Here is a 24,991-nt window from a genome sequence, read left to right as displayed (position 1 = left end):
CTGCGTGGGAATGCAGCCCGTGACGCTCCGCGTCACATGCCGAAGCGGACGCAGAGCGTCCAGTGAGGCATTCCCACGCAGAGCGTGGGAACGATCATGTACCCCCCGGTTTTCGGTGGGGGGTTTGGGGGGGCCGTTGGCCCTTGACTGTTGGTTAAACATGGAGAGACCGGGATGGTATTTTCATCCAACGTGTTCCTGTTTTTGTTCTTGCCGATCTTTCTCGGCATGTATTACTTAAGCGGAATACGCTATCGCAACCTGCTGCTGCTGCTCGCCAGCTACGTGTTCTATGCCTGGTGGCGTGTGGACTTCCTTGCGCTGTTCGCAGCCGTCACGCTGTGGAACTACTGGATCGGCCTCAAAGTCGGTGCCGCAGGCGTTCGGACCAAACCGGCACAGCGCTGGTTGCTCCTGGGCGTGGGCGTCGACCTGTGCATCCTCGGCTACTTCAAGTACGCCAACTTCGGCGTCGACAGCATCAACGCGATGATGACTTCGGTCGGTCTGTCGCCGTTCATCCTGACCCACGTGCTGTTGCCGATCGGGATCTCGTTCTACATCTTCGAGTCCATCAGCTACATCATCGACGTCTACCGGGGTGATACGCCGGCGACCCGCAACCTGATCGACTTTGCTGCGTTCGTGGCGATCTTTCCGCACTTGATCGCCGGCCCGGTGCTGCGTTTTCGCGACCTCGCCGACCAGTTCAACAACCGCACCCACACCCTCGACAAGTTCTCCGAAGGTGCCACGCGGTTCATGCAGGGCTTCATCAAAAAGGTCTTCATCGCCGACACCCTCGCGGTGGTGGCCGACCACTGCTTCGCCTTGCAGAACCCGACCACGGGCGATGCCTGGCTCGGCGCCCTCGCCTACACCGCGCAGTTGTACTTCGACTTCTCCGGCTACAGCGACATGGCCATCGGCCTGGGCTTGATGATGGGTTTCCGCTTCATGGAAAACTTCAAGCAGCCATACATCAGCCAGTCGATCACCGAGTTCTGGCGTCGCTGGCACATCAGTCTGTCGACCTGGTTGCGTGACTATCTGTACATCACGCTGGGCGGTAACCGCAAAGGCACGTTGATGACCTATCGCAACCTGTTCCTGACCATGTTGCTCGGTGGTCTGTGGCACGGCGCGAACATCACGTACGTCATCTGGGGCGCCTGGCACGGCATGTGGCTGGCGATCGAAAAGGCCCTGGGCCTGAACACCTCGCCACGCAGCATCAACCCGATCCGCTGGGCACTGACCTTCCTGCTCGTGGTCATGGGCTGGGTGATCTTCCGCTCGGAAAACCTGCACGTCGCCGGTCGTATGTACGGTGCGATGTTCAGCTTCGGCGAATGGTCGCTGTCAGAACTCAACGCGGCCAGCCTGACCGGCCTGCAAGTGGCAACCCTGGTGGTGGCTTACATGACCCTGGCGTTCTTCGGCATCCGCGATTTCTACAGCAACCTGCCGCCCGAGAAGACCAAGCCTGCGGTCAACGTCGAGGCCGACGGCCCTGCCGCTGCCACACCTGGAATGATCAAAGCCGTACCGGGCGACAACCCGGCCAGCATCCACGAGCCTGGCTACACCGTCGGCGTTGAAGCCACCGTGCAACCGGCCTACTGGACTGCGGACTGGTCCCGTTACGTGATGCGCACGCTGGTACTGGTGCTGTTCATCGCCTCGATTTTCAAACTCTCGGCGCAAAGCTTCTCGCCGTTCCTTTACTTCCAGTTCTGAGGGATCTGACCATGACCCGCTCATTACGTATCTTCTACATCGCCCTGTTCATGGTGACCTTACTGGTCCTGGGCCTGTGGTCTACGCGCAGCTTCTTCGGCTTCAGCACCAACGCCGATGCAACGGTGCTCAACGGCCGCTGGGCCAAAGCCGTGGAAACGCATTACGACGAAGAGTTCCCGATCAAGCGCCTGGGCACCAACCTTTGGGCCGCGCTGGATTTCAAACTGTTCAACGAAGGTCGTCCGGGCGTGGTGCTCGGTCGCGATCAATGGTTGTACAGCGATGAAGAATTCAACCCGATCGTCAACGAAGAGTTGAACCTGCAAGGCAACTACGCGCTCGTAGAAGGCGTGCGTCAGGAATTGAAAGCCAAGGGCGTGAAACTGGTGATGGCGATCGTGCCGGCCAAGACTCGCCTGTACCCGGAACACCTGGGCCAAGTGAAGCCTTCGAGCATTCACGCCAACCTCTATGAAGACTTCCACGCTCGTGTGGCGGCCAACAAGATCATCGCGCCCGACCTGTTCGGCCCGATGCTGAGAGCCAAGCTCGACGGTCAGCAAGTGTTCTTGCGCACCGACACCCACTGGACCCCGGAAGGCGCGCAAATCGCCGCCGAGACCCTGGCCAAGACCATTGCCGAGAAAACCCCGCTCAGTGGCGAGCCGCAACGCTTCGTCACCGAACCTGCGGAGAAAGTCACGCACAAGGGCGACCTGCGGTTGTTCCTGCCGCTGGACCCGCTGTTCGAAAACCTGATGCCGAAGACTGAACCGCTGCAAAAGCGCAACACCGTGGTCGCACAAGACCAGCCTGCCGGTGACGACGCGCTGTTCGCCAACACTGAAGTGCCGGTGGCCCTGATCGGCACCAGCTACAGCGCCAACCCTAACTGGAACTTCGTCGGTGCGCTGAAACAAGCGCTGAACAGCGACGTGGTCAATTACGCCGAAGACGGCCACGGCCCGATTCTGCCGATGCTCAGCTACCTGAAAAGTGATGCTTTCAAGAACAGCCCGCCACAGGTGCTGATCTGGGAGTTTCCTGAACGTTATCTGCCTGTGAACAACGAAATCGGCGACGCCGACCCGCAGTGGGTCGCAGAGCTCAAAGAAGCTGGTGCTCGCCAACAAAACGTAGCCGCAAACACTAAATCCGAGACGCCCGACCGGGCGCAAAACTGAAAGAGAGAGGTACTACCATGACTTTCACTACTACTCCTCGCCGTCTCGCCAAGACCTTCGCACTCGTCGCTGGCATGAGCGTGTTGTCGATGTCCGCCTTCGCTGGCGACGCCGCACTCTATGGCCCGACTGCACCAAAAGGTTCGAGCTTCGTACGTGTCTACAACGCCGGTAACGCTGAAGTCAGCGCCACCGTCGGCAGCACCAACCTGGCCGAAGTCGCGCCGCTGTCCAGCACTGACTTCAGCTTCATGCCGGGCGGCGACTACAGCGCCAAGGTCGGCAGCCAGACCCTGCCGGTGAAACTGGCCGGCGACCACTATTACACCCTGGTCAACAACGCCAGCGGCGCGCCGCAACTGATCGAAGAGCCGCCATTCAAGAACAAGCAGAAATCCCTGATTCGCGTACAGAACCTCAGCGACAAGGCCCTGACCCTGAAAACCGCTGACGGCAAGACCGAAGTGGTTCCATCCGTGGCGGCCAAGGGCCGTGGCGAGCGTGAAATCAACCCGGTCAAAGTCAGCCTGGCCCTGTATGAAGGCGCCACCAAAGTCGGCGACGTGAAGCCGGTTGCCCTGGAACGCGGTGAAGCCGCCGTGCTGTACGTCACCGGTAAAGGCAGCAGCCTGTCGCCAGTCTGGGTAAAACGCCCGGTTTCGACGCGCTAACAAATTCGTCAGGACGGTGATCCCCCTGTAGCAGCCGGCGAAGCCTGCGTCCGGCTGCGCAGCAGTCGTAAAACCGGAAAATTCGGTCTTTCAGAGAGACCGAGTTGCCAGAATTGCGACCGCTCCGCGCTCGAACGCAGCCTCGCAGGCTCGGCAGCTGCTACAGAGATCGGTGAAACGGCCTGGCTACGGAATAAGAACAAGAGTGAAACGACAGAACGCAGTAGCTCTGACCCATACGATTTTCAAGGAGTAACAACATGATTCCGGTGATCTTGTCAGGTGGTAGCGGCTCACGTCTTTGGCCGCTTTCCCGTAAGCAGTTCCCTAAACAGTTCCTCGCCCTGACCGGCGAACACACGCTGTTCCAGCAAACCCTGGAACGCCTGGTGTTTGAAGGCATGGACACCCCGATCGTGGTCTGCAACAAAGACCACCGCTTCATCGTCAACGAGCAGTTGGCCAACCGTAAACTGGAAACCCAGCGCATCCTGATGGAACCGTTCGGCCGCAACACTGCGCCGGCCGTGGCCCTGACTGCGATGATGCTGGTTAATGAAGGTCGTGACGAGTTAATGCTGGTGCTGCCGGCCGACCACGTACTGGAAGACCAGAAAGCCCTGCAACGCGCCTTGGCCCTGGCCACCGTCGCTGCCGAAAACGGCGAAATGGTGCTGTTCGGCGTACCGGCCACCAAACCGGAAACCGGTTACGGCTACATCAAGTCCACCAATGACTCGCTGCTGCCTGAAGGCGTCAGCCGTGTCTCGCACTTCGTCGAAAAACCGGACGTCAAACGCGCTACCGAATTCGTCCAGTCCGGCGGTTATTTCTGGAACAGCGGCATGTTCCTGTTCCGCGCCAGCCGCTTCCTGGAAGAGCTGAAAAAACACGATCCGGACATCTACGACACCTGCCTGCTGACCCTTGAGCGCAGCAAACAGGATGCTGACACCATCACCATCGACGAAGCCACCTTCGCCTGCTGCCCGGACAATTCCATCGACTACTCCGTGATGGAAAAAACCCAGCGCGCCTGCGTCGTACCGCTGACCGCCGGCTGGAGCGATGTCGGTTGCTGGGCGTCGCTGTGGGAAGTGAATGAAAAAGACGTCAACGGTAACGTCACCAAAGGCGACGTGGTCATTCAGGACAGCAAAAACTGCATGATCCACGGCAACGGCAAACTGGTGTCGGTGATCGGCCTGGAAAACATCGTGGTCGTCGAAACCAAGGACGCCATGATGATCGCGCACAAGGACTCGGTCCAGGGCGTGAAACAAATGGTCAACACCCTCAACGAACAGGGCCGCACCGAAACCCAGAACCACTGCGAAGTCTATCGTCCGTGGGGCTCCTACGACTCGGTGGACATGGGCGGCCGCTTCCAGGTCAAGCACATCTCGGTCAAACCGGGCGCGTGCCTGTCGCTGCAAATGCACCACCACCGCGCCGAACACTGGATCGTGGTCAGCGGCACCGCCGAAGTGACCTGCGACGACAACGTGTTCCTGCTCTGCGAAAACCAGTCGACCTACATCCCGATCGCTTCGGTCCACCGTCTGCGCAACCCGGGCAAGATTCCACTCGAGATCATCGAAGTGCAATCGGGCAGCTACCTGGGCGAAGACGATATCGAGCGGTTTGAAGATATCTACGGTCGCTCCACCCCGATCGAACGCGGCGTGTCGGTGAAAACCATCGCGCAGTAAGCGTTAAGTAAAACCAGAAGCCCCCGTCCAGTTCGCTGCGTTCCCTATCCGCAGCGGGTTGGGCGGGGGCTTTTTTGGGTGTCAGCCGTGTGACAGCTGCCGAACCGCAGCTGACTTTGACCGTCCATTGAGTGACTGCCGTCTGCCTGCGTAAGGTTTGGGCGCGACAAGTCCGATCAAGTCCTGATTTCTGTTCAACTGCTGAACCACTTCCCCCGTTTGCACGGAGAGCTCGGCAATATCTTCGAAGGCTTTCGGGTCTGAACTGCCGGAGCCGGCGAACTCTGTCTTGATTGCCTGCATCCGGAATTCCAGCATATCGATCACCACCGGCGTATCGTCATAAACCTCGCTGAGCGATGCGGCATTCAACCCCTGTGACGCCTGGTAAAACTCGAGTCCTGTCTTGATCAGGCCCGGTGCTTCTGATCCCAGCTTACTGGCGACCTTGTCGACAACGGCGGCGGTGACCTTTTTCCCCAGTTTTGCTCGCCCTTCAGGGGTCCGGGGGTCAATTGCCGACAGCTCGAATTTTATTGTCTTCAGGTTGGTTTTATTTTTGGGCTCAACGCCCTCGATGAATGACTTAGGGTTCATTTCGTTACCCTTGAAGCTGATCGGGCGATCCAGTTGATACGTATCCACCACCCTGGAAATCAGCGCACTTGCCGCTTTAGCCCCGACTGCCGCCCCCGCTTTGCTTCCCAACCCTCCGGTCACAGGACCTGCCAGCCCACCAATGGCACCGCCCGCCGCAGCCCCCGCCGCCGTACCCACCGAACTGACAGCACTGCTGGCAAGCTGGGTCACGACACGCCTGCCCAACGCTTTGAAACGATGCTGCGCATAGACATGATTGAGTAGCGAATTCTTGAAGTCAGCAGCGCCACCTCCCACGGATTTCAACAAGGAACTTTGCTTGTCCAGGCTGTCGTTCAGCTGCGAAGCTTCGGTCAATTCACCACCGTCGCTATCGACGTAAGTCATGGGAGAATTTCCCACCATCTGATAAAGATTAGGCCCATCAATGAAACCTTTGGGGTCAGGATTGAGCCAACGGCACAACCACGGTACGTAGTAGCGCAATCCATAGTAATAAAGCCCTGTCGCATCCCGCTCCTTGCCCGAATAACGAATGGTTTTATAGTCGATGGCGATCACATCCGGGCCGGCGTACCACGCGGTTTCGCCATAGGAGTAAAAGACTTCCTGGCTGATGATTTGCGCATCGTCAGCCAGTTCCACGGTGCAGGATTTCAGGTGATCGACCAGGGTGTAGCGGTACTGATCGTTGACGCCGGACGGCGGGGCGCTTTCCCAATGCAACACCCGCACGGTATTGAGGCCGGCCTGCGCGGTGATGACCTGCAGCACCTCCCCGGTGCCGTTGTCGGTACGAAGTTCCAGCCCGTGCAAGTAACGCACTTCAGCCGTCACGGTTCGGGCATTGGTCTGCAACGAGCGAATTTTGCGCACCCGCTGGCCAGCGCCATCATAGAGATAGAGTTCAAAGTCATTGCGTCCGGAATCGCGCTCTACCGGGCTGACCGATTGCAGTTCGTTACGCAGATTCCATGTCAGAAACCGTCCCTGATCCAGCTCCAGCAAATTGCCCTTGGCATCAAACGCGGCGGCGATTTCCTCTTCGGTCGGTGGCACACCGTTACGCCAGGGCAGGCAGCGGTTGCTGTAACGCGCGGCGGTCAGTTCACGGCCCGGATTTTGTGCGCCGACATGCGTCAGCTTCAGCAGGTTGCCGCTTACATCATAGCGGAAGGTCTGATGGTAATTGCTGACCGCCGCCGGATCATTGCGACCGACTGAATCCGGTCCCTGGTTGGGACCGCCCGCCTCCCAGCCAAACGCCTGGAGCAATTGATAAAGACTGTCGTAGATAAAGCGACTGACGGGATCAATACGCTGGTTGTTGAAGTAACGCACTGGCAGTGCCTTGTCTTCGATACTCAGCACATTGCCCATTAGGTCGTAGAGGTAGAACAGGTGTTGTAGCAGCCCGACGCCTTCACCGTATGCCCGTCGCTCCATCAGGCGACCATCCTCGGGACAATACGTGAGCGTTGTTCGTACGCCATTACCCGCCACTTCTCGCAGGATCTGTCCGTCGGCGTTGTATTCGATCCCGCTGACCAGCCTTTGCCAAGTAATTTTGCCGGCCAGCTTCAAGGCACTCTGGCGCAGCCGGCCATCAAGGGCAAAGGCAAAGGCCTGGCAGTTCTGCCTGGCATCGACCGTTTCCAGCACATCACCCAACGGCCCGTAACGCCATGTGGTGCGGGCTCCCTCACCTGGCTCCAGCAGTTCTTGTCGATCGGCTATCGGCTCCGGCCAATCCGCTGCAACGGCTTGGCGAGTGAAGTGCTGTACGTGCCTGATGCATTGGCCAGTGATCGCAAACGCATCAAACAGTACGGTCCCGCCGCGGCCATCCTGGCGAATCAACTGCCCGCATTGGTTACGATCGCGGTTAACCGGATCGGCACCTCCATATTCCATACGTTCGGCACATTGGGGGGGCTGCGTGGCGACATGCTCAAACACCGCCACGGTGCGAAGCAAGTCGTCGTAGTGAATCTCGCGGCGTGTACCGCGACTGTCCCAGCCTTGCAGCACTTGATTGGCCAAGCCGAACAGACTGATCTGTGAGCCGGCATCGACGCTGACCGTGCAAACGGGATGACCGGACAGCGAATGCACGGTCACGAGATTGGCGGGCGTCAGCGGATCTTGTTGCTGTAGCCCCCAAAGCCGTGGATCCCACTGTTTGACCGCGAATCCCGCGGCATCGTGGAGGGTACGATTGATGCGCGCCTGAGTCGCGGCGCCTTCGACCTCGCGCCAATAATCCACCGAACGGATCGGCAGCCCCCGCGGATCGAAGACGGACAATCCGGGGGTTTTGTAGTGCATTCCCAACGTCGAGGCCTGCATGCCGGTTCGTCCCTGTTTGCCTGCGGATATCTAACTCCTCGTGACCGGGGCTGGCTACTGTCAGAAATTACAGTGCCGACCAACGGTGATCGCGGATGATCCGTGAATGTCCATTCGCGCAGCCGTTCGGTAGGATGGTGGTCATGAGTTCAAGGAGCGTTCAAACATGTTCATCGGCGTCCTGCTGGTCATCACCTGGCTGATTTTATTGCTGCGCTACCCGGCCAAGGCGTTGCCCGTCTCTGTGGCGGCCGCCATTGGTCTGGGTCTGGTGGCCACATGGGTGATCTGGATGGACAACCGCGAGGTCAAGCAACTGGCGCGCCTGGAGTTGCGCATCACCTACGCGCCGGAACACTGTCCGGCGGACCGCCCGTTGCAGCTGACCATGAACAATGGCAATGACGTGCCGCTGACCGAGTTGCGCTGGCGCGTCGCCGCGTATGCGCCAGGCGATACGGTCAATCTGGCCGACAATCAATACGCCGCCCCGCGCTATCGCGGCCCCGGCGAACTGCAGGCCGGCGCCAATTGGGAAGACTGCTTGCCCCTGCCACCGCTGCGTCCTGGCTATCGCCCGCAAACCCTGGAGTTTCGCGCCGAGCGTTTGCAGGGTAGTTTCTCCGACTGATCCCCTATTTTTTTTTGCACAAGGACCGCGCCATGCCCGTTGCGTTAATTACCGGTTGCTCCAGCGGCATTGGCCGCGCCCTCGCCGATGTGTTCAAAGGTGCCGGATACGAAGTATGGGCCAGCGCCCGCAAGGCTGAAGATGTGGCGGTTCTGGCCGCCGCCGGTTTCACCGCTGTGCAATTGGACGTCAACGACGGCGCGGCACTCGAACAGCTGAGCGAGCGCATCAACCAGCAACATGGCGGCCTTGATGTGCTGATCAACAACGCCGGTTATGGCGCGATGGGGCCGTTGCTGGACGGCGGCGTGCCAGCGATGCAGCGCCAGTTCGAAACCAATGTGTTTGCGATTGTCGGTGTGACCCGCGCGCTGTTCCCGGTGCTGCGCCGCGCCAAAGGGATCGTGGTGAACATCGGCAGCGTTTCCGGGGTGTTGGTCACTCCGTTTGCCGGCGCGTATTGCGCTTCGAAAGCGGCGGTGCATGCGTTGAGCGACGCATTGCGCATGGAGTTGGCACCGTTTGGTGTCCGCGTGATGGAGGTGCAGCCGGGTGCGATCGAATCCAGCTTCGCCAAGAATGCCGGTCATGAGGCGGAGCAGTTGATCACCGAGCAATCGCCATGGTTTCCGCTGCGTGAAGGCATTCGTGCGCGGGCCAAGGCCTCTCAGGACAAACCGACGCCGGCCAAGGAGTTTGCGGTTGGTTTGCTCAAGGCTGTGCAGCAGGGCAAACCACCGCGGCTGATTCGCCTGGGCAATGGTAGCCGGGCGTTGCCGTTGTTGGCGGGGTTGCTGCCTAAAGGGTTGTTGGAGGCAGGGTTGATGAAGCGGTTCGGCTTGCGCGGGCAACTCTGAGACCGGGTTGACCTCATCGCGAGCAGGCTCGCTCCCACAGGGAAATACATTTCAAATGTAGGAGCGAGCCTGCTCGCGAAGGCGCCGGAACAGACTCCACAGATTTTCAGGAATCAAACATGACCGACTACACCGAATACTTTGACGAAGTGATCCAGGCCCACGTCGCCATCGAACAATGGCTGGCCGAAGACCAGGACGAATCCGCGCTTGAACACTTGCTGACGCGTTTTTCGCCGCAGTTTTCCATGGTCTCACCGCTAGGCCGGGTGCTGGATTTCGACGCATTGAGCGAGTTGTTTTTGCTGGCAGGCGGGAAGAAGCTCGGGTTCAGAATTGAGCTCAGCGAGTTGCGCGGTGTCGCGCTGTACGACGGTGGCGCGGTGGTGAGTTATCGCGAGCAGCAGACTGATGCGACGGGGCTGCACTCGGATCGCCGGTCGACGGTGGTGTTTGAGAAACAGGCCGGTGGCAAGGTGATTTGGCGGCATTTGCATGAGACGTTTTGCAAAGGCTGACAGGGTTGTCTTTTGTGGTGAGGGAGCTTGCTCCCGCTGGGCAGCGACGCGGCCCTCGAATGGGACTGCTCCGCAGTCCAGCGGGAGCAAGCTCCCTCGCCACAGGGTTACTCGTCAGCCGCTGATTTAACAACGACGGTACACGTAATCCCCGCCGCCAACAGCACCCCCTCCGGCACTTCATCAATGTGTATCCGCACCGGCACTCGCTGTGCCAGGCGCACCCAGTTGAACGTCGGGTTCACGTCCGCAATCAGCTCGCGACTTTCCGGGTTATCCCGGTCGTAGATGCCGCGAGAAATACTCTCCACATGCCCCTTCAGCACTTCGCCGCTCATCAACTGCATGTCGGCCTTGTCGCCCACCCGCACGTGCGGCAGTTTGGTTTCCTCGAAGAAGCCATACACCCAGAACGAGTTCATATCGACCACGGCCATTTTCGCTTCGCCTATGCGCGCGTAGTCGCCGCGATGCACGTTAAGGTTGGTGACGTAACCGTCCACCGCTGCGCGGACTTCGGTGCGTTTGAGGTTCAGTTCAGCCGCTTCCAGTTGTGCTTGGGCATGCTGGTAATCGGCCAGGGCCGAGTCGGCGATGTTGCTGGCGTCGTCGCGGTTTTCTTTGGAGATCACCAACGCATCCATGTCGGCACGACGATGGGCGTTGACCTTGCGCATTTCCCACGTCGACTTGCGCGAGGCCACCAGCGACTGCGCCTGTTTGACCGCGATGCGGTAATGCTCGGGGTCGATGCGCATCAGCAGATCGCCCTTCTTCACCAGCTGATTGTCGCGCACCGGCACCTCCACCACTTCCCCGGTGACGTCGGCGGCGACGTTAATGATGTCGGCGCGCACCCGGCCGTCACGGGTCCACGGCGTGTCCATGTAATGCACCCACAGGGTGCGGCCGATCCCTATCGCGAGGGCCAGCACCAGCAGAGTGGCGAGCAGGCTGAAAAGCTTTTTCATGAGGAGCGTCTCAACGGTAGACAGTCAGCGCCAGGGCGCCGAACAGACAGGTAAACAGACTCAGGCGCAGCAGCGCCGGGTGCCAGAAAAAACGGTACAGATCGAACCCGGACAGCAACCGGTCCAGCGCCCAGGCCAGTGCCGCGGCGATGAAAAACATCAGCGTCATGGTCGGCATGTATACGCCGTGGAAGGCGATTTCACGAGGCATGTTCAAGTCCTTGGGGCTGGGTGCCGGCGTACGTAGCGAGCGGTGATTGCGGGTCGAGCAACGAGGTGCGGATGAAGTGCAAATAACTCTTCACCCGACGCAACGCCGAGGTATCGAAGTGCGGCGCGAACGGTTCGTCGGTGGCTTGCACGCGACTGATGGCATGGTCGACCGCGATCAATCCGCGCTCCAGATTGCTCTGGCTTGGTTGCAGAAACAGCCGCACCAGCGAGCGGCCCATCACGCGGATCGCCTGGCGCCACGGCTGGGATTCGGCGTAGGCCGGATGCACCGGCAGAATCGCCTGTTCCTTGCGCAACTCGATGATCGCGTGGCCGACCTCCAGCACCACGAACATCCAGCGCAGCAAGTCCCGTTGCACCTGCGGCTGGCCCGCCGCAAGACCATAGGCCTGATGCAGCAAATCCCGGGTGCGGCTTTCGAAACTCGAAGCCAGGCCCTTGAGTTTGCCGCTGATCGCGTACACCACTTGCCCGCGCAAATCCTGCTCGAGCCGGCGCCATAACCAGCGGCTGTTCGGCGGCAGAATGATCGCCCCGGCCGCCGCGCACACCAGCATGCCGAGCACCATGGCGATGTAGTCGTTGATGAACGCGTAAGGGTTGTAGACGGTGAGGTTGTCCGGCACCGAACCGGTGCTGAAGAAGATCAGCAAACCGAGGCCGACACCGGCGTATTGCGGCCGCGAAGTGAGGAACGAGCCGAGCACGATCACCGGTGCGAGCATCATGCACAGCAAAGGAAAACCGTCGATCCGCGGGAAGATGAAAAACATCTCGACGAAGCCGATCAATGCCCCGAGGAAAGTCCCGCACGCCATCTGGAACGCCATGCGTTTCGGGTTGGGTGTCGCGGCGGAAAGGCCGACGGTGGCAGCGGCGATCAGGGTCATCGTTGCCCCGCTCGGCCATGCAGTGGCCACCCAATAACTGCCCAGCATCGCCAGAATGAACGCTGCACGAATCCCCGACGCCGCCGAGGCCATCCAATTGGTTTGCGGGGTGAACGGCTCGTCCCATTGCTCCCGTGCGTGGCTGTGATCGGCGAGCGAGGCGTGGGTCTGTGCATAACTGTGCAGCTCGTCGACGAAGCGATAGAGCAGTTCGTACGCGGTGTGGAAATCGAGCTGCTCGGCGTCGCTCGGATCGCTCTCCTGAAAGGTCGCCCGCAGGCTGCGAACCCGCGCCGGCAGGTTCTCCTTGTAAGTCGCCAATGCGCTGGTCAGGCGTGCGGCGTCGGGGCTGGTCAAGGAGCGACCGCTGAAGCCGTCGAGCAATTCCGCCAGGTCCTCAAGGCCCGGTTTGATCGCCGCCACCACGTGATCGGTGCCGCTGCTGTGCAAGCGTTCGAGCAATTGGTGCAAGGCGTTGAACCGCGTGGTGATGCCCATGAATTCGCTGTTCAAACGACTGAGCCGACCGTTGCGCCGACGCATGTGCGGGTCTTCGAACACGGTGACGCTGCGCAGCCCTTCCAGCCCGACAGCCTCGGCGATAAAGCGCACGTTACTGGCCTCGAAAGCCTCCCGTTTGCTGCGACCGCGCAGGCCATCGGTAACGAACAAGGCGAACACACCGAAGCGCTGATACAAGGCGTTGCGCATCGCCGCGCTGGCGGTTTGCGGCAGGATCGCGGCGCTGACCACGGTGGCGCAGAGAATCCCCAAGGAGATTTCCAGCACCCGCCAGACCGCCGCCATGAACGCGCCGTCCGGGTGCGCCAATGCGGGCAAACCTACCATCGCGGCGGTGTACCCGGCGAGCACAAAACCGTAAGCGCGAAAGTTGCGATACCGCGCGGCGCCGGCCGAACAGATGCCGACCCAAATCGCCATCGAGCCGAGGAACAGTTCGGTGTTCTGGGCGAACAAGGCAATCAACACAACCATCACCGCCGACCCGGCCAAGGTGCCCAGAAAGCGATAAAAACTCTTGGCGAACACCTGACCGCTTTGCGGCTGCATGACGATAAACACGGTGATCATCGCCGTGCGCGGTTGCGGCAACTCCAGACGCATCGCCAGCCACAGCGTCAGGAACGCGGCGAACAGCACTTTGAAAATGTAGACCCAGGTCACGCCGTCGCTGCGTGCCCAGTCGAAAAAACCCCGGCGCCATTCGAGGGAATAAAGCCAGCGCAGCGGTGCGGGCGAGGGAGTCATGGAATCCTGTTCATTGAAATTCAGACACGGTTCGGAACCTGTGGGAGCCAGCCTGCTGGCGATTGCGGTGTGTCAGTCAATGCTGATGTCACCTGACACACCGCAATCGCCAGCAGGCTGGCTCCCACAGGGTTTGTGTTCACTTGAGAAGCATCGGGGTTTTCGGTACCTGGGTCTGGCTGTCCTTCGGCACATCATTACCTGCACCGAGCCCGCCACCCAGCGCCGTCACCAATTCAGCATGAGCACTTAGCCGCGCCGCCTGAACTTGCTGCTGAACCTGCTGCTGTTTGAACAACAAGGTCTGGGCGTTGAGCACATTGAGGTAGTCGGTGAGCCCGCGCTGGTAGGCGATCATCGCGATGTCGTAGGTTTTCTGCGCGGTGGCCACGGACTCGGCGGCGAAGGTTTGCTGCTTGTCCATGGACTCGCGGCGGATCAACTGGTCGGAGATGTTCTTCAGCGCGTTGACCAGCGTCTGGTTGTACCTGGCCACGGCGATGTCATACCCGGCCGAGGCTTCGCCCAGCTCCGAACGCAAGCGGCCGCCGTCGAATATCGGCAACGAGATCGCCGGGCCGACGCTGTAGTTGAGTTTCTTGCCGGTCAAAAACTCCAGCGCCCCGCCGCCGGTGGCCATGTAGCCGAGGCTGCCGACCAGATCGACGTTGGGGTAGAAACCGGCGTGGGCAACATCGATGCCCCGTGCCTGGGCCGCGACTTGCCAGCGGCTGGCGACCACGTCCGGGCGTTGGCCGAGCAATTGCGCGGGCAGTGACGACGGCAGTTTCAGTGGTGCGGCCAACGACAGCGTAGGTCGCTGCAACTGCGTGCCATCGCCTGGGCCTTTGCCCGCGAGGGCTGCCAGTTGGTTGCGACTCAGGGCGATTTCTTCGTCCAGCGCGTCGATCTGGCGATGGGTTTCCGGCAGCGGCGTTTCCGCCTGGCTGACTTCGAAATGGGTGCCGATACCGCCGTACAAACGTTTTTGCGCCAAATCGAGAATTTGCTGCTGTTGTTTCAGGGTCGCGGCGACGATGTCCCGCTGCGCGTAATGCAACGACAGTTCGATGTAGGCGCGCACGATGTTGTTCTGCAATTCGAGCTGGGCCAGACGCGCTTCGGCGGTGCTCATGTGTGCCATGTCCACGGCGCGCTCGGTGGCGTTGCTTTCGCGTCCCCAGAGGTCGAGGGCGTAGCTGAAACCCAGCGCGGCGTTGTTGTCCCAGGTCGTGGTGTTGGCCAGCTCGCCCGGCCCGTAGAACTGATCAGTGGGCCAGTTGTGGCGCTTGAGGGTAGATTCGCCATTGATCTGCAACGACTCAGCAGACTCGGCGATGCCGGCCATGGACTTGGCCTGTCGCACCCGTGCGGCGGCCATGGCCATGGTCGGGCTGCCTTGCACGGCGAGGTCGATCCAACGGTTCAGCTGCGGGTCGCCATAGGCCAGCCACCATTTGGCGGTGGGCCAGTGAGCGTCCTGCGCGGCGCTCTGAATGGCTTCGTCGGTGGCCAGTGAATTCGCCTCCAGCGCCTTGCCCTGCGGGGCAATTCCACCGGTTCCGATACAGCCGCTGATTGCGAGGGATAAGGCCAAAACACTGAGCGTCTGAAGCGCTCTGCTGATGCGACGCGGCACTGCTGCGATTTCCTGAAAGAGAGGAGGTTGTAGGAGCCGGCTTGCTGGCGATGGTATCGCCGCGATCTATCTGACAGACCGTGGTGATGCCATCGCCAGCAAGCCGGCTCCTACAGTGGGCGCAATTCTAGGGGTGGGTCTGATGGGCGATAAGCTGGGAATCCTGTGAATCTTTGTTACCGTTAACGCGATAATCCCTTGGTCGGGGTCTCAGACTCTGAAACCTTGTGTCACAATTTGCCATCGCACCCGAGAGCACCCCATGGACACTTTGCAAAACATGCGCGCCTTCAGTTACGTGGCCGAGGCCGGCAGCTTCACCGCCGCCGCCGTGCAACTGGACACCACCACGGCCAATGTCTCGCGCGCGGTCTCCAACCTGGAAGCCCACCTGCAAACCCGCCTGCTCAACCGCACCACCCGTCGCATCGCTCTGACCGAAGCCGGCAAGCGCTATCTGTTGCGCTGCGAGCAGATCCTGGCCTACGTCGAAGAAGCCGAAGCCGAGGCCAGCGACGCCCACGCGCGCCCGGCCGGGCAGCTCAAAGTGCACACCATGACCGGCATCGGTCAGCACTTCGTGATCGACGCCATCGCCCGCTATCGCAAAACCCACCCTGACGTGACCTTCGACCTGACCATGGCCAACCGCGTGCCGGACCTGCTCGACGAGGGCTACGACGTGTCCATCGTGCTCGCCAGCGAACTGCCGGACTCGGGTTTCGTCTCTCAGCGTTTGGGCATCACCTACAGCATCGTCTGCGCCTCGCCGGCCTATGTGAAAGCCAACGGCTGCGCACACAAACCCAGCGACTTGCTCAACCACGCATGCCTGCGCCTGGTGAGCCCGGTGATCCCGCTGGAGAAATGGACCTTCGATGGCCCGGAAGGCCAGGAAATGGTCACCATCAACAGTTCGCCGTTCCTGGTGAACTCGGCTGATGCGATGAAGACAGCGATTATCAGCGGCATGGGCGTCGGCGTGTTGCCGGTGTATGCCGCGATCGAAGGCCTGCGCAACGGCACGCTGGTGCGGGTGATGCCGAACTACCGCTCGCAGGAACTGAACCTGTATGCGATTTATCCTTCGCGGCAGTATCTGGACGCGAAGATCAAGACGTGGGTCGAGTACTTGCGCGGGTCGTTGCCGGAAATATTGGCGGCGCATCAGGCGGAACTGGTGGCGTATGAATTGAGTGGGAGTCTGGGTGGGGTTCGGGTGGCTAATTGACGCGGCATTCCTTCATTTGGCAAAGGAACGCCAACCTCCATACTTAATTTCGCAAACAAATGAATGCAGCGCTCTACCTGTTATTTCTGACAGTAGACGCGCGCCCTTCCTTCATGGAGGCTTGGTGGTGCAGTTTTAGTTATCCCCTACGAAAGGAAAACGAAATGACTACCGACTTCAATGGATCAGTAAAAAAAACTAAAGCGGTATCTGGTACGGTATCGGCTGACATTCAAAAATTTGGGCGTTTCGAGGGAGAAGTAACCACCTTCGTTACCCTCGGAGAAGTCGTATTCCTAAGAGCGAAGCATTATCTGGATGAAACCAAAACCAAATGGAACCAAATCAACTTCGAGTTCCCTACAAACATTGAAAACAAAAGGCATGAGTTCTACAAGAATGGGCCACTAGCCCCTCCCAGCTTCGGAGAGGTTTGGAATAATGGAGATGCGTTTCGACCTCACACCTCAATAGTTGATGCAGGACATATAGAAATAAACTTTGATTTCGACAAGGGTACACTCGATGCCTCGTTCAACTTCACATTTGAAGAAAACCCCACTCAGGAACGACGCCAGGTAGTCGGCCTAATAAAGGATACCCAAGGCCTGGAACATAGGAAAATAAACGTTGAGGACGGCATACCGGACAAATCGTCGAAAGTCGTTATTCATTAAAAATCCCTGCCCCCGCTGGTCCTACAGACGAAGTGATTTTTGGGAATGTTTCCGACAGGTTCTGTCGGTTGTTGGGTGGGACGGGAAATGGGTAGGCTTTGTGGGTCGCTGCAAAATCAGCGATCAGGTCTGGAAAACCTGGCGAACACTTACCACACCCCATGGCATACTGCGGCGCTTTTTTCTGCACGCAAATCCTTGTAATGGCGGCTGTGCGCGGGAGACCTTCGGGTCTACCGGTTTTTGGTGGGTGTACCGGTTTTTCCAGTCCGCGCATGGCTGCCACCCTTTCGTCTGGAAAACGAAAGATGGCAGTTCCACTTCATCTGCCAATGAGTAACTCCGCATGATCAAAGAAACACCGAACCCTCCGGAAACCGACGACGTTTCCCCCTACGAATCCCTCGATTCCAAAAAACTCAACGACGCCGCCGAACGCGCGTTGGATCACTACCTAAACCCCGCCGCCCTCAAATCCCCTGCCACCCGCAAACCCAGCACGATGTTTTTGATCGCACCGGATATCAAAGACGAAGACCTGTTGGCCCACACCTGCGAGTCATTGGCCCAGGCCAGCGTGATGGCGAGTGATTTCGCGGACTATCTGGAAGGCCCGCATCGGCACAAGGCGATGGCGATTCAACAGATCGTCATGCTGGCTGAACTGGCAGCAAACCGGATGCTGGATAACGTCGCTGTACCAAAATCTTAGCCGCACAGCTGATTACTTGTAGGAGCGAGGCTTGCCCGCGAAGGCGGTGTGTCATTCAACATTAATGTCGTCTGACACCCCGCCATCGCGAGCAGGCTCGCTCCCACAATGGGACGGCGTACGCCTTCCGCTTCTCACCACTCAATAGGCCGAGCGTTAGCTCGCCTGCAGCTTTTGAACTTGATCCACCCGCCCCTTCGGGAGGCTGAGTGGAGGTGTTCATCCGGGGAGTGGCGCGTAGCGCCGTTCGACGCAGTCGAACACGCTGCATGTAGGTGCAGCGAAGCCAACCGGAGGGCAGTGTCCCCGGATGAATACCGGAGCGAAGGAACGCCGAGCCTTAGCGAGGGGCCGGACGCTTGGGGCGAGCGTTTTTTTGCTTACTTTTTTTAGGCGCTTGTAAAAAAAGTGAGTCGCCGTAAGGGCGAAACCGCCAGCCGCCGTTACCGCAGGAATGGATATGTACGCCTGAAAGAACATGGTCGGCTATCGGGCCGCCATCGCTGTCAGGCCAGCTCCCACAGAAACTCCCGGGCAATCCGCGGACTCGCACAACAGCGGGGAAGAATGTTAGCGTGCTTGGCATTCTCCAAGCCCCGACGAGCCCTCCTCCCATGAAAAAGACCGTCCTCGCCTTCAGCCGCGTCACCCCGGAAATGGTCGAGCGCCTCCAGCAAGACTTCGACGTCATCGTCCCCAACCCGAAAAACGGCGACATCAACGCCCAGTTCAACGAAGCCCTGCCCCACGCCCACGGCCTGATCGGTGTCGGTCGCAAACTCGGCCGCGCGCAACTCGAAAACGCCGCCAGACTCGAAGTGGTCTCCAGCGTCTCCGTCGGCTACGACAACTACGACGTCGCCTACTTCAACGAACGCGGGATCATGCTGACCAACACGCCGGATGTCCTCACCGAAAGCACCGCCGACCTGGCCTTCGCCCTGCTCATGAGCAGCGCCCGCCGCGTCGCCGAACTCGATGCCTGGACCAAGGCCGGCCAATGGCAAGCCACCGTCGGCGCACCGTTGTTTGGCTGTGACGTGCACGGCAAAACCCTGGGCATCGTCGGCATGGGCAACATCGGCGCGGCTATTGCCCGTCGCGGACGGCTGGGCTTCAACATGCCGATCCTCTACAGCGGCAACAGCCGCAAGACCGGGCTGGAGCAAGAACTCGGCGCGCAGTTCCGCAGCCTCGACGAACTGCTGGCCGAAGCCGATTTCGTCTGCCTCGTCGTGCCGCTCAGCGAGAAAACCAGACACCTGATCAGCCACCGCGAACTGGCACTGATGAAGCCAGGTGCCATCCTGGTCAACATCGCCCGCGGTCCGGTGGTCGATGAGCCTGCGCTGATCGAAGCGCTGCAAAACAACCGCATTCGTGGCGCAGGCCTGGACGTCTACGAGAAAGAACCGCTGGCCGAGTCGCCGTTGTTCCAATTGAAAAACGCGGTGACATTGCCGCACATCGGCTCCGCCACCCATGAAACCCGCGAGGCCATGGCCAACCGCGCGCTGGCAAACTTGCGCAGCGCACTGCTGGGCGAGCGACCGCAAGATCTGGTCAACCCGCATGTCTGGAAAGGCTAACTAAAACGGGCAGACACTTTTAAAGTATCTGCCCGCTTTTTTACACAACTTGCAATTCAGTCAACACACTAAAATCAATTAAGCGCTATACACTCCACACTCCTTATCCGACCCTACGGAAAACTGTGATGGAGCACACTCACATTGAACAGCCTTACTACCGACAAAATCATCAGATATAGCAAGTTCTCACTGATGGCTTATATAAGCTTTTTTGGACTACTGGTGATGTACAGCAACTTTACCGACTACTCATCAAACTATGAATACGTCGGTCATATCCTGAGCATGGACACCACCCGGGAAAACATCAACTTGAACTACCGGGCAATCACATCGCCCATGCTCCACCACCGGATCTACTGGTTCATTATCACCCTGGAGGTTATCTACACGGCCTTTTGCCTGGTAGGTGCCTATCACCTTTACCGAACCATAAACGCGCCTGCCGAAATGTTCCATGAGGCCAAAAAGTTTTCAATCATCGGATTGCTGATCGCTATCTTTGTCTATTACGTCTGCCTGCAAGTGATCGGCGTCGAGTGGTTCAACATGGATGAATCGCAAGTATGGAACGCCAAGGACTGGGCCCGGCATATTGTCGATTTCATACTTCCGCTGATGATATTCGTCGCACTCAGGACCGAGCGCTAAGCGCGCTCGGGCACAAGTTTTTCAAGCAAGCTTGCTATTGCCTTGCGCCATCGACGCCTTGGGTTTGCGAAACACCAGCACGTTACCCAGCATCACCAATACCAACCCCACCAATGCCGGCGCGGTCCATTGATAGCCTTCGGCAAATGCCGAGACATTCAGTGCCACGACCGGGAACAGCACGGTGCAATAAGCCGCACGCTCCGGGCCCATCCGCCCGACCAGCGTCAAGTAAGCGGTGAAGCCGATGACCGAGCCCGGAATGACCAGGTACAGCAGCGAGCCGATGTAACGCGTGTTCCATTCCATGTCGAACGGGATGCCTTTAACCAGGCACCACACCGACAACATCGCGGCGCCATACGCCATGCCCCAGGCGTTGGTGGTCAGCGGCTTCAAACCGGCCTTCTGTTGCAGGCTCGAGAGCATGTTGCCGGCCGAGAAACACAGGGTCCCGAGCAGCGCCAGGCCCAACCCGAGCAAGGTTTCCGGGCTGGCCGTGTGGCCGGCCAGTTCCGGCCAGAATAAAAGGCCAAGCCCGGACAAGCCCAACGCACCGCCCATCAATACGTTGCGGGCGATTTTCTGGCCGAAGAACACCCGTGCATTGAGCGCGTTCCACAGGGTGGCGGTGGAAAACACCACGGCGACCAGGCCGCTGGGAATCCACTGACTGGCGGTCAGGAAACACATGAAGTTGACGCAGAATAGGCACAAGCCCTGTGCCAGGCAGATCAGGTGCCCGCGACGGTTCATCACTTGTAAGCGTCGACTGAGCAGCAGCAGGACGAACAGCACCAGCGCAGCCAGGCCAAAGCGATAGACGATCGACACGGGAATGGCCACCACGCCCAGCTGCCATTTCAAGGCAATCCAGGTGGTGCCCCAGATCAGCACGGTCAGCAAGTACAACGAAAGGTTCATGGCGACAGCTCCAGGATGGGCAATGCAGTTCACTTTGTGGCGAGCGAGCTTGCTCGCGCTGGGCTGCGTAGCGGCCCCAAATCCTGGAAAATTTCCCCAGTTTTGTGAGTGCTGCGCACTCAAGCGGGAGCAAGCTCCCTCGCCACAGTGCATTGCCTGATTAGGGATCCAGTGTGCTGCGCCAAGTGTGGGCACACTTGCATAAACTTGCGCTTTTGTCGTGGCAGAGGCTGGCAGCGCAAGGTCTACGGAGTAGGATGCAAGGCGTTGGAGAGAAGCGATCATGCCCGCACTGGAAACACTGCAAGTCTTTCAAGCACTCAACCGCTCGCCCAATGCTCGACTTGAGCACAGCGCCGAGCTCGGTGACGGCATGGCTGCAGCCTTGTGGAGCAACCATCACGATGCCCAGGACTACGAGGCGCCGAGCCATCACACGCTGTCGTGCTACATCGCCGGCGGCACCGGCACCTTCCGTCGCGACCAGCCCGGCACCAAGGGCGGTCCGGACAAGCTGTGCATCCTGCCGGCCGAGCATCAATCGGGCTGGGTAATCAACGGCGACATTCGCCTGGCCCACCTCTATTTCAGCCCCGAACAATTCGCCCTCGGCTGCGTCACGCTGCTGGACCGCGAACCTCGCGAACTGCAATTGCGCGAAGCCACCTTCCTTGACGATCCGGCACAAGCCCGGCGCTTTCGGCAGATGCTCACGCTCAACTGGGACGAACCCGGCGAACGCGTGCTCACCAGCAGCCTGGCCCATGAAATGCTCAGCCACGTGTTGCTCGGCCAGGTCGGGATGCGTGAGGGCTTGCGGCTCAAGGGTGGACTGGCGGCGCATCAGCGGCGGCAGTTAGTGGAGGTCATCGACAATCAATTGGCCGAGGCCATCAGCCTTGGGCAATTGGCGGCGTTGTGTGCGCTGTCGGAGTATCACTTTGCGCGGATGTTTCGTGAAAGCTTTGGCTTGCCGCCGCATCAGTATGTGCTGGCTCGAAGGTTGAGTCGGGCACGGGAGTTGTTGCGTTCGACGTCGCAGCCGTTGGGAGAGATTGCATTGGCGTGCGGGTTTGCCAGTGCGAGTCATTTCACCAATCGGTTTCGGCAGGTTTTGGGCGGGACGCCTGGCGAATATCGTCAGGCGTTTTTGCGTTAATCCCGAGATTTGCAGCGTCTGTCATGCCGTCTTCGCGGGCAAGCCTCGCTCCTACAAGGACAACGTTAAACCTGTAGGAGCGAGGCTTGCCCGCGAAGAACGATGACGCGGTTTTCCGTTAGAACTCCAACGTACTCGACAACGAAATCTGCCGCGAATCCCCCATCGACACAAAGAACCGGCTCGCCGCCGAGGTGTAGTAGGTGCGATCAAACAGGTTCTTCACGTTGAGCTGAAACTTGACCTTCTGCCCTTCAACCTTGGTGTCGTAGGTGGCGAAGGCATCGGCCACGGTGTAGCTCGGCAGGTCGAAATCGTTCACGGCGTTACCCGCCCGCTCGCCGACATAACGCGCACCCGCGCCGACGCGCAATTGATCGCCGCCCACAATGGTGCCGAAGTCGTAGACCGCCGACAGCGAGCCACTGTTCTTCGCCACGTTTTGCAGTTTTTTGCCCTTGTAGTCCGGGTCTTCGGTGACTTCGGCGTCGGTGTACGCATAGCTGCCGATCATGCTCCAGCGGTCGCTGAGCTGCCCGGACAAATCCACTTCCAGACCACGGGAGCGCACTTCGCCGGCGGCGCTGTAAATCGTCACCGGGCCTTCGGAATTGGCCACCAGCACGTTGCGTTTCTTGATGTCGAACAGCGCGACGTTACCGGTCACGCGACCCGGCATATCGAGCTTGGCGCCGAGTTCCCAGGACTTGGCTTCTTCCGGCGCCACACTGCCGTCGAGCACGGTGCTGCTGCCACTCAATGGTGCGATGGTCGAGTTGGGTTTGAACGATTCGGTGTAGCTGCCGTAGAACGACAGTTCATCGGTGAAGCGATACACAAGACCGGCACGTGGCACCCACTTCTGGCCGTTGCTGTCGGTGTTGGCCTGGAACGGCACGCCTTTGCCGGCGTACTGGTCGTATTCCTGGAAGCGTGCACCCGCGACGAAAATCCATTGATCGGTGAGGTGGATCGAGTCCTGCAGGAAGATCGAATCGCTGCGCAGCTCATCGGTCTGCGCGCTGTCCGCCGGGCTGACCGTGGTGCCGGCGACTTCGCGGCCATAGACCGGGTTGACGTAGCTGAAGGTGCTCAGGCTTCTCTGGCGGATCAGGTCTTCGCGGTAGATCTTGCGGTATTCGTCATCGACGCCGAACACCAGGTCATGTTGCAGGCCCAGCAGGTTGACATTGCCTTCGAGGCTGGCGGTGGTGAATCGGTCGGTGCTGATGGCGTTCTGAGTGCCGTCCATGCTGCGGGTCAGCGTGCCCCGTCGGGTGTCGATGGCGGTGACGCGCACCTGGCTGGCGTCGTAGGTTTCGCGGTTCCAGCTGTAGCCGAAGTGGGCGTTCCAGTTGTCGTTGAGCTCGTGATCGGCCTCGAAGTGGTAGAGGTCCGAGCGGCCTTCCATGTTGTTGAACGGCTCGTCCAGACGTTCATTGCGAGAGATGTCCAACGGGTGGTTGGTGCGCGGGTCGATGACCGTGCCGCGGTCGAACGGGGTCAGGAATTCGCGGTGTTCATAGGAGAACAATAGCTTGGTGCTCTCGCCGAACCAGGCCAGCGACGGTGCCACCAGCGTCTCGCGGTGAGTGCCGAAGTTGCGCCAGTAATCTTCGTCTTCGTGGTCCAGCACCATGCGGTAAGCGAAACCCGAATCACCGAGGGCGCCGGTGCTGTCGAGGCCGCCGCCGCTGCCGTTTTTGCCGTCGCCGTAGGTCGAACCGCGCAGCGTCAGGGCGTTGTATTGCTCAAGCTCGGGCTTCTTGCTGACCATGTTGACCACGCCGCCCGGGTCCTGGATGCCGTACAGCAGCGAGGCTGGGCCCTTGAGCACTTCGACCCGGTCCACGGTCGCATTCATGCCTCGGCCCTGCACGATCGGCATGCCGTCGCGCATGATCGAGCCGTTGCGGTTGTCGCCGAAACCGCGGGTCATCACCGAATCCTGGGTGCTCGCCAAGGTGTTGCCCTGAGTGATGCCGCTGACGTTGGCCAGCGCGTCATCCAGGTTGCGCGGTGCCTGATCGCGAATGACCTGGGCCGGGATGACGTTGACGGTCTGCGGGATTTCCTGGAGCAAGGCCGACGAGCGCATCACCGAACTGGTGGGCGGCGGCTGATAGCTCATGGATTGATCGGCCACCGAGTTGATGGTGGTCGTGCCCAAATTCAACGTGCCGGCGGTGGGCAGCGGTTCAAGCACCAAGGTGTGAGCGTCGCTGCGGCGGAAGGTGAAACCCGAACCGCCGAGCAAACGCTGCAGGGCCTGCTCGGCGCTCAACTGGCCATTGACCCCGGGGGCGGTGAGACCGTACGGCGCTTCGTCGGTGTAGACCACGCTGATGCCGGTGACCCGGCTGAAGTCGCTCAAGGCCAGGGGCAGCGGTTTGGCAGCGATGGCGAAACTGAACTGCGTAAGCGCCTGCTTATTGGCCGCCTCAGCGGCCGATGCGACGCTCGATGGCAGCAAGGCCAACGCCGACATGCTCAGTGCAGAAACACTTAACCACTGTTTGACCGAACCCGATTTTGCCCTGGACTTCATTGCTCAATGACCTGTGTAGAACCTACGGGATGCGAATGACTCGCAGTTTCAGTCACTACACGGATGGGGGTTGGGTTTACCTCACCATAATTTTGAAAATATTTTTATTCTGAAGTCGGTGGTGTTCGATCTGGCCTCATCGCGAGCAGGCTCACTCCCACAGGGGATCAGAGTTGAACCACATTTGTGTGATCAACACCTATCCCTGTGGGAGCGAGCCTGCTCGCGA

20 protein-coding genes are annotated in these 24,991 nt (G+C 59.6%); 13 read left to right on the top strand and 7 right to left on the bottom strand.

The annotated features are described in order from the left end of the window. Positions 1 to 174: 174 nt before the first annotated feature. The 4 genes from ACA070_RS04755 (at position 175) to ACA070_RS04740 (ending at position 5,310) form a co-directional block, all read left to right on the top strand. Positions 175 to 1,740, top strand: a complete 1,566-nt coding sequence (locus tag ACA070_RS04755; protein ID WP_497450235.1) for an MBOAT family O-acyltransferase — start codon at positions 175 to 177, stop codon at positions 1,738 to 1,740. An 11-nt stretch (positions 1,741 to 1,751) separates the two neighbouring features. After that, on the top strand, positions 1,752 to 2,927 hold the full coding sequence (locus tag ACA070_RS04750) for an alginate O-acetyltransferase (protein WP_497450234.1): 1,176 nt from the start codon (positions 1,752 to 1,754) through the stop codon (positions 2,925 to 2,927). 17 nt (positions 2,928 to 2,944) lie between these two features. Beyond that, entirely contained in the window at positions 2,945 to 3,598 is a 654-nt protein-coding gene (locus tag ACA070_RS04745) for an alginate O-acetyltransferase AlgF (protein ID WP_497450233.1), read from the top strand. Between the two features lie 260 nt (positions 3,599 to 3,858). After that, the gene (locus ACA070_RS04740) at positions 3,859 to 5,310 is read left to right on the top strand and encodes a mannose-1-phosphate guanylyltransferase/mannose-6-phosphate isomerase (protein ID WP_497450232.1); all 1,452 of its coding nucleotides are present in this window, start codon (positions 3,859 to 3,861) and stop codon (positions 5,308 to 5,310) included. An 81-nt stretch (positions 5,311 to 5,391) separates the two neighbouring features. Here the strand turns inward: ACA070_RS04740 and ACA070_RS04735 are convergent, their stop codons facing one another. Further along, positions 5,392 to 8,259, bottom strand: coding sequence for an RHS repeat domain-containing protein (locus tag ACA070_RS04735; protein WP_497450231.1), 2,868 nt, complete (start codon positions 8,257 to 8,259; stop codon positions 5,392 to 5,394). 166 nt (positions 8,260 to 8,425) lie between these two features. Here ACA070_RS04735 and ACA070_RS04730 point away from each other — a divergent pair, with 166 nt between their 5' ends. The 3 genes from ACA070_RS04730 to ACA070_RS04720 all read left to right on the top strand — a co-directional run bounded on the left by ACA070_RS04730 (position 8,426) and on the right by ACA070_RS04720 (position 10,265). Beyond that, positions 8,426 to 8,890, top strand: coding sequence for a multidrug transporter (locus ACA070_RS04730; protein WP_131063464.1), 465 nt, complete (start codon positions 8,426 to 8,428; stop codon positions 8,888 to 8,890). 32 nt (positions 8,891 to 8,922) lie between these two features. Next, complete coding sequence (locus tag ACA070_RS04725) at positions 8,923 to 9,747, top strand: SDR family oxidoreductase (protein ID WP_497450230.1); 825 nt, start codon at positions 8,923 to 8,925, stop codon at positions 9,745 to 9,747. A gap of 119 nt (positions 9,748 to 9,866) precedes the next feature. Then, a complete protein-coding gene (locus ACA070_RS04720; RefSeq protein ID WP_497450229.1) occupies positions 9,867 to 10,265 on the top strand; it encodes a DUF4440 domain-containing protein in 399 nt (132 codons plus the stop codon). 107 nt (positions 10,266 to 10,372) lie between these two features. Here ACA070_RS04720 and ACA070_RS04715 read toward each other — a convergent pair whose 3' ends face one another. From ACA070_RS04715 to ACA070_RS04700, 4 genes are all read right to left on the bottom strand, one after another. Further along, complete coding sequence (locus tag ACA070_RS04715) at positions 10,373 to 11,236, bottom strand: efflux RND transporter periplasmic adaptor subunit (RefSeq protein WP_497450228.1); 864 nt, start codon at positions 11,234 to 11,236, stop codon at positions 10,373 to 10,375. Positions 11,237 to 11,246: 10 nt separating this feature from the next. Then, the gene (locus tag ACA070_RS04710; protein WP_253553025.1) at positions 11,247 to 11,447 is read right to left on the bottom strand and encodes a DUF1656 domain-containing protein; all 201 of its coding nucleotides are present in this window, start codon (positions 11,445 to 11,447) and stop codon (positions 11,247 to 11,249) included. Beyond that, on the bottom strand, positions 11,437 to 13,629 hold the full coding sequence (locus tag ACA070_RS04705) for an FUSC family protein (RefSeq protein WP_497450227.1): 2,193 nt from the start codon (positions 13,627 to 13,629) through the stop codon (positions 11,437 to 11,439). The genes ACA070_RS04710 and ACA070_RS04705 overlap by 11 nt, the downstream gene beginning before the upstream one ends. A 139-nt stretch (positions 13,630 to 13,768) precedes the next feature. Continuing rightward, complete coding sequence (locus ACA070_RS04700; RefSeq protein ID WP_497450226.1) at positions 13,769 to 15,268, bottom strand: efflux transporter outer membrane subunit; 1,500 nt, start codon at positions 15,266 to 15,268, stop codon at positions 13,769 to 13,771. Positions 15,269 to 15,530: 262 nt separating this feature from the next. Here ACA070_RS04700 and ACA070_RS04695 point away from each other — a divergent pair, with 262 nt between their 5' ends. From ACA070_RS04695 to ACA070_RS04675, 5 genes are all read left to right on the top strand, one after another. Further along, on the top strand, positions 15,531 to 16,499 hold the full coding sequence (locus tag ACA070_RS04695; RefSeq protein ID WP_010463147.1) for a LysR family transcriptional regulator: 969 nt from the start codon (positions 15,531 to 15,533) through the stop codon (positions 16,497 to 16,499). Between the two features lie 164 nt (positions 16,500 to 16,663). After that, positions 16,664 to 17,176 (top strand): hypothetical protein, encoded by a 513-nt coding sequence (locus tag ACA070_RS04690; protein WP_497450225.1) that lies wholly within the window; start codon positions 16,664 to 16,666, stop codon positions 17,174 to 17,176. Positions 17,177 to 17,522: 346 nt separating this feature from the next. Next, complete coding sequence (locus tag ACA070_RS04685; RefSeq protein WP_497450224.1) at positions 17,523 to 17,888, top strand: DUF6124 family protein; 366 nt, start codon at positions 17,523 to 17,525, stop codon at positions 17,886 to 17,888. Between the two features lie 614 nt (positions 17,889 to 18,502). Beyond that, a complete protein-coding gene (locus tag ACA070_RS04680) occupies positions 18,503 to 19,477 on the top strand; it encodes a 2-hydroxyacid dehydrogenase (protein ID WP_497450223.1) in 975 nt (324 codons plus the stop codon). Positions 19,478 to 19,621: 144 nt separating this feature from the next. Continuing rightward, entirely contained in the window at positions 19,622 to 20,131 is a 510-nt protein-coding gene (locus ACA070_RS04675; RefSeq protein ID WP_497450222.1) for a DUF2165 family protein, read from the top strand. A 21-nt stretch (positions 20,132 to 20,152) separates the two neighbouring features. Here the strand turns inward: ACA070_RS04675 and ACA070_RS04670 are convergent, their stop codons facing one another. Next, positions 20,153 to 21,055, bottom strand: a complete 903-nt coding sequence (locus ACA070_RS04670) for a DMT family transporter (RefSeq protein WP_497450221.1) — start codon at positions 21,053 to 21,055, stop codon at positions 20,153 to 20,155. Positions 21,056 to 21,338: 283 nt separating this feature from the next. Here ACA070_RS04670 and ACA070_RS04665 point away from each other — a divergent pair, with 283 nt between their 5' ends. Beyond that, complete coding sequence (locus ACA070_RS04665) at positions 21,339 to 22,214, top strand: helix-turn-helix domain-containing protein (protein WP_497450220.1); 876 nt, start codon at positions 21,339 to 21,341, stop codon at positions 22,212 to 22,214. A gap of 118 nt (positions 22,215 to 22,332) precedes the next feature. Here the strand turns inward: ACA070_RS04665 and ACA070_RS04660 are convergent, their stop codons facing one another. Beyond that, complete coding sequence (locus tag ACA070_RS04660) at positions 22,333 to 24,762, bottom strand: TonB-dependent siderophore receptor (protein ID WP_497450219.1); 2,430 nt, start codon at positions 24,760 to 24,762, stop codon at positions 22,333 to 22,335. Positions 24,763 to 24,991: the final 229 nt, after the last annotated feature.

The organism is Pseudomonas sp. LBUM1678 (genome assembly GCF_059695575.1).
The sequence above is the reverse complement of the archived record's forward strand: the minus strand, read 5'-3'. Positions and strand labels throughout refer to the sequence as shown.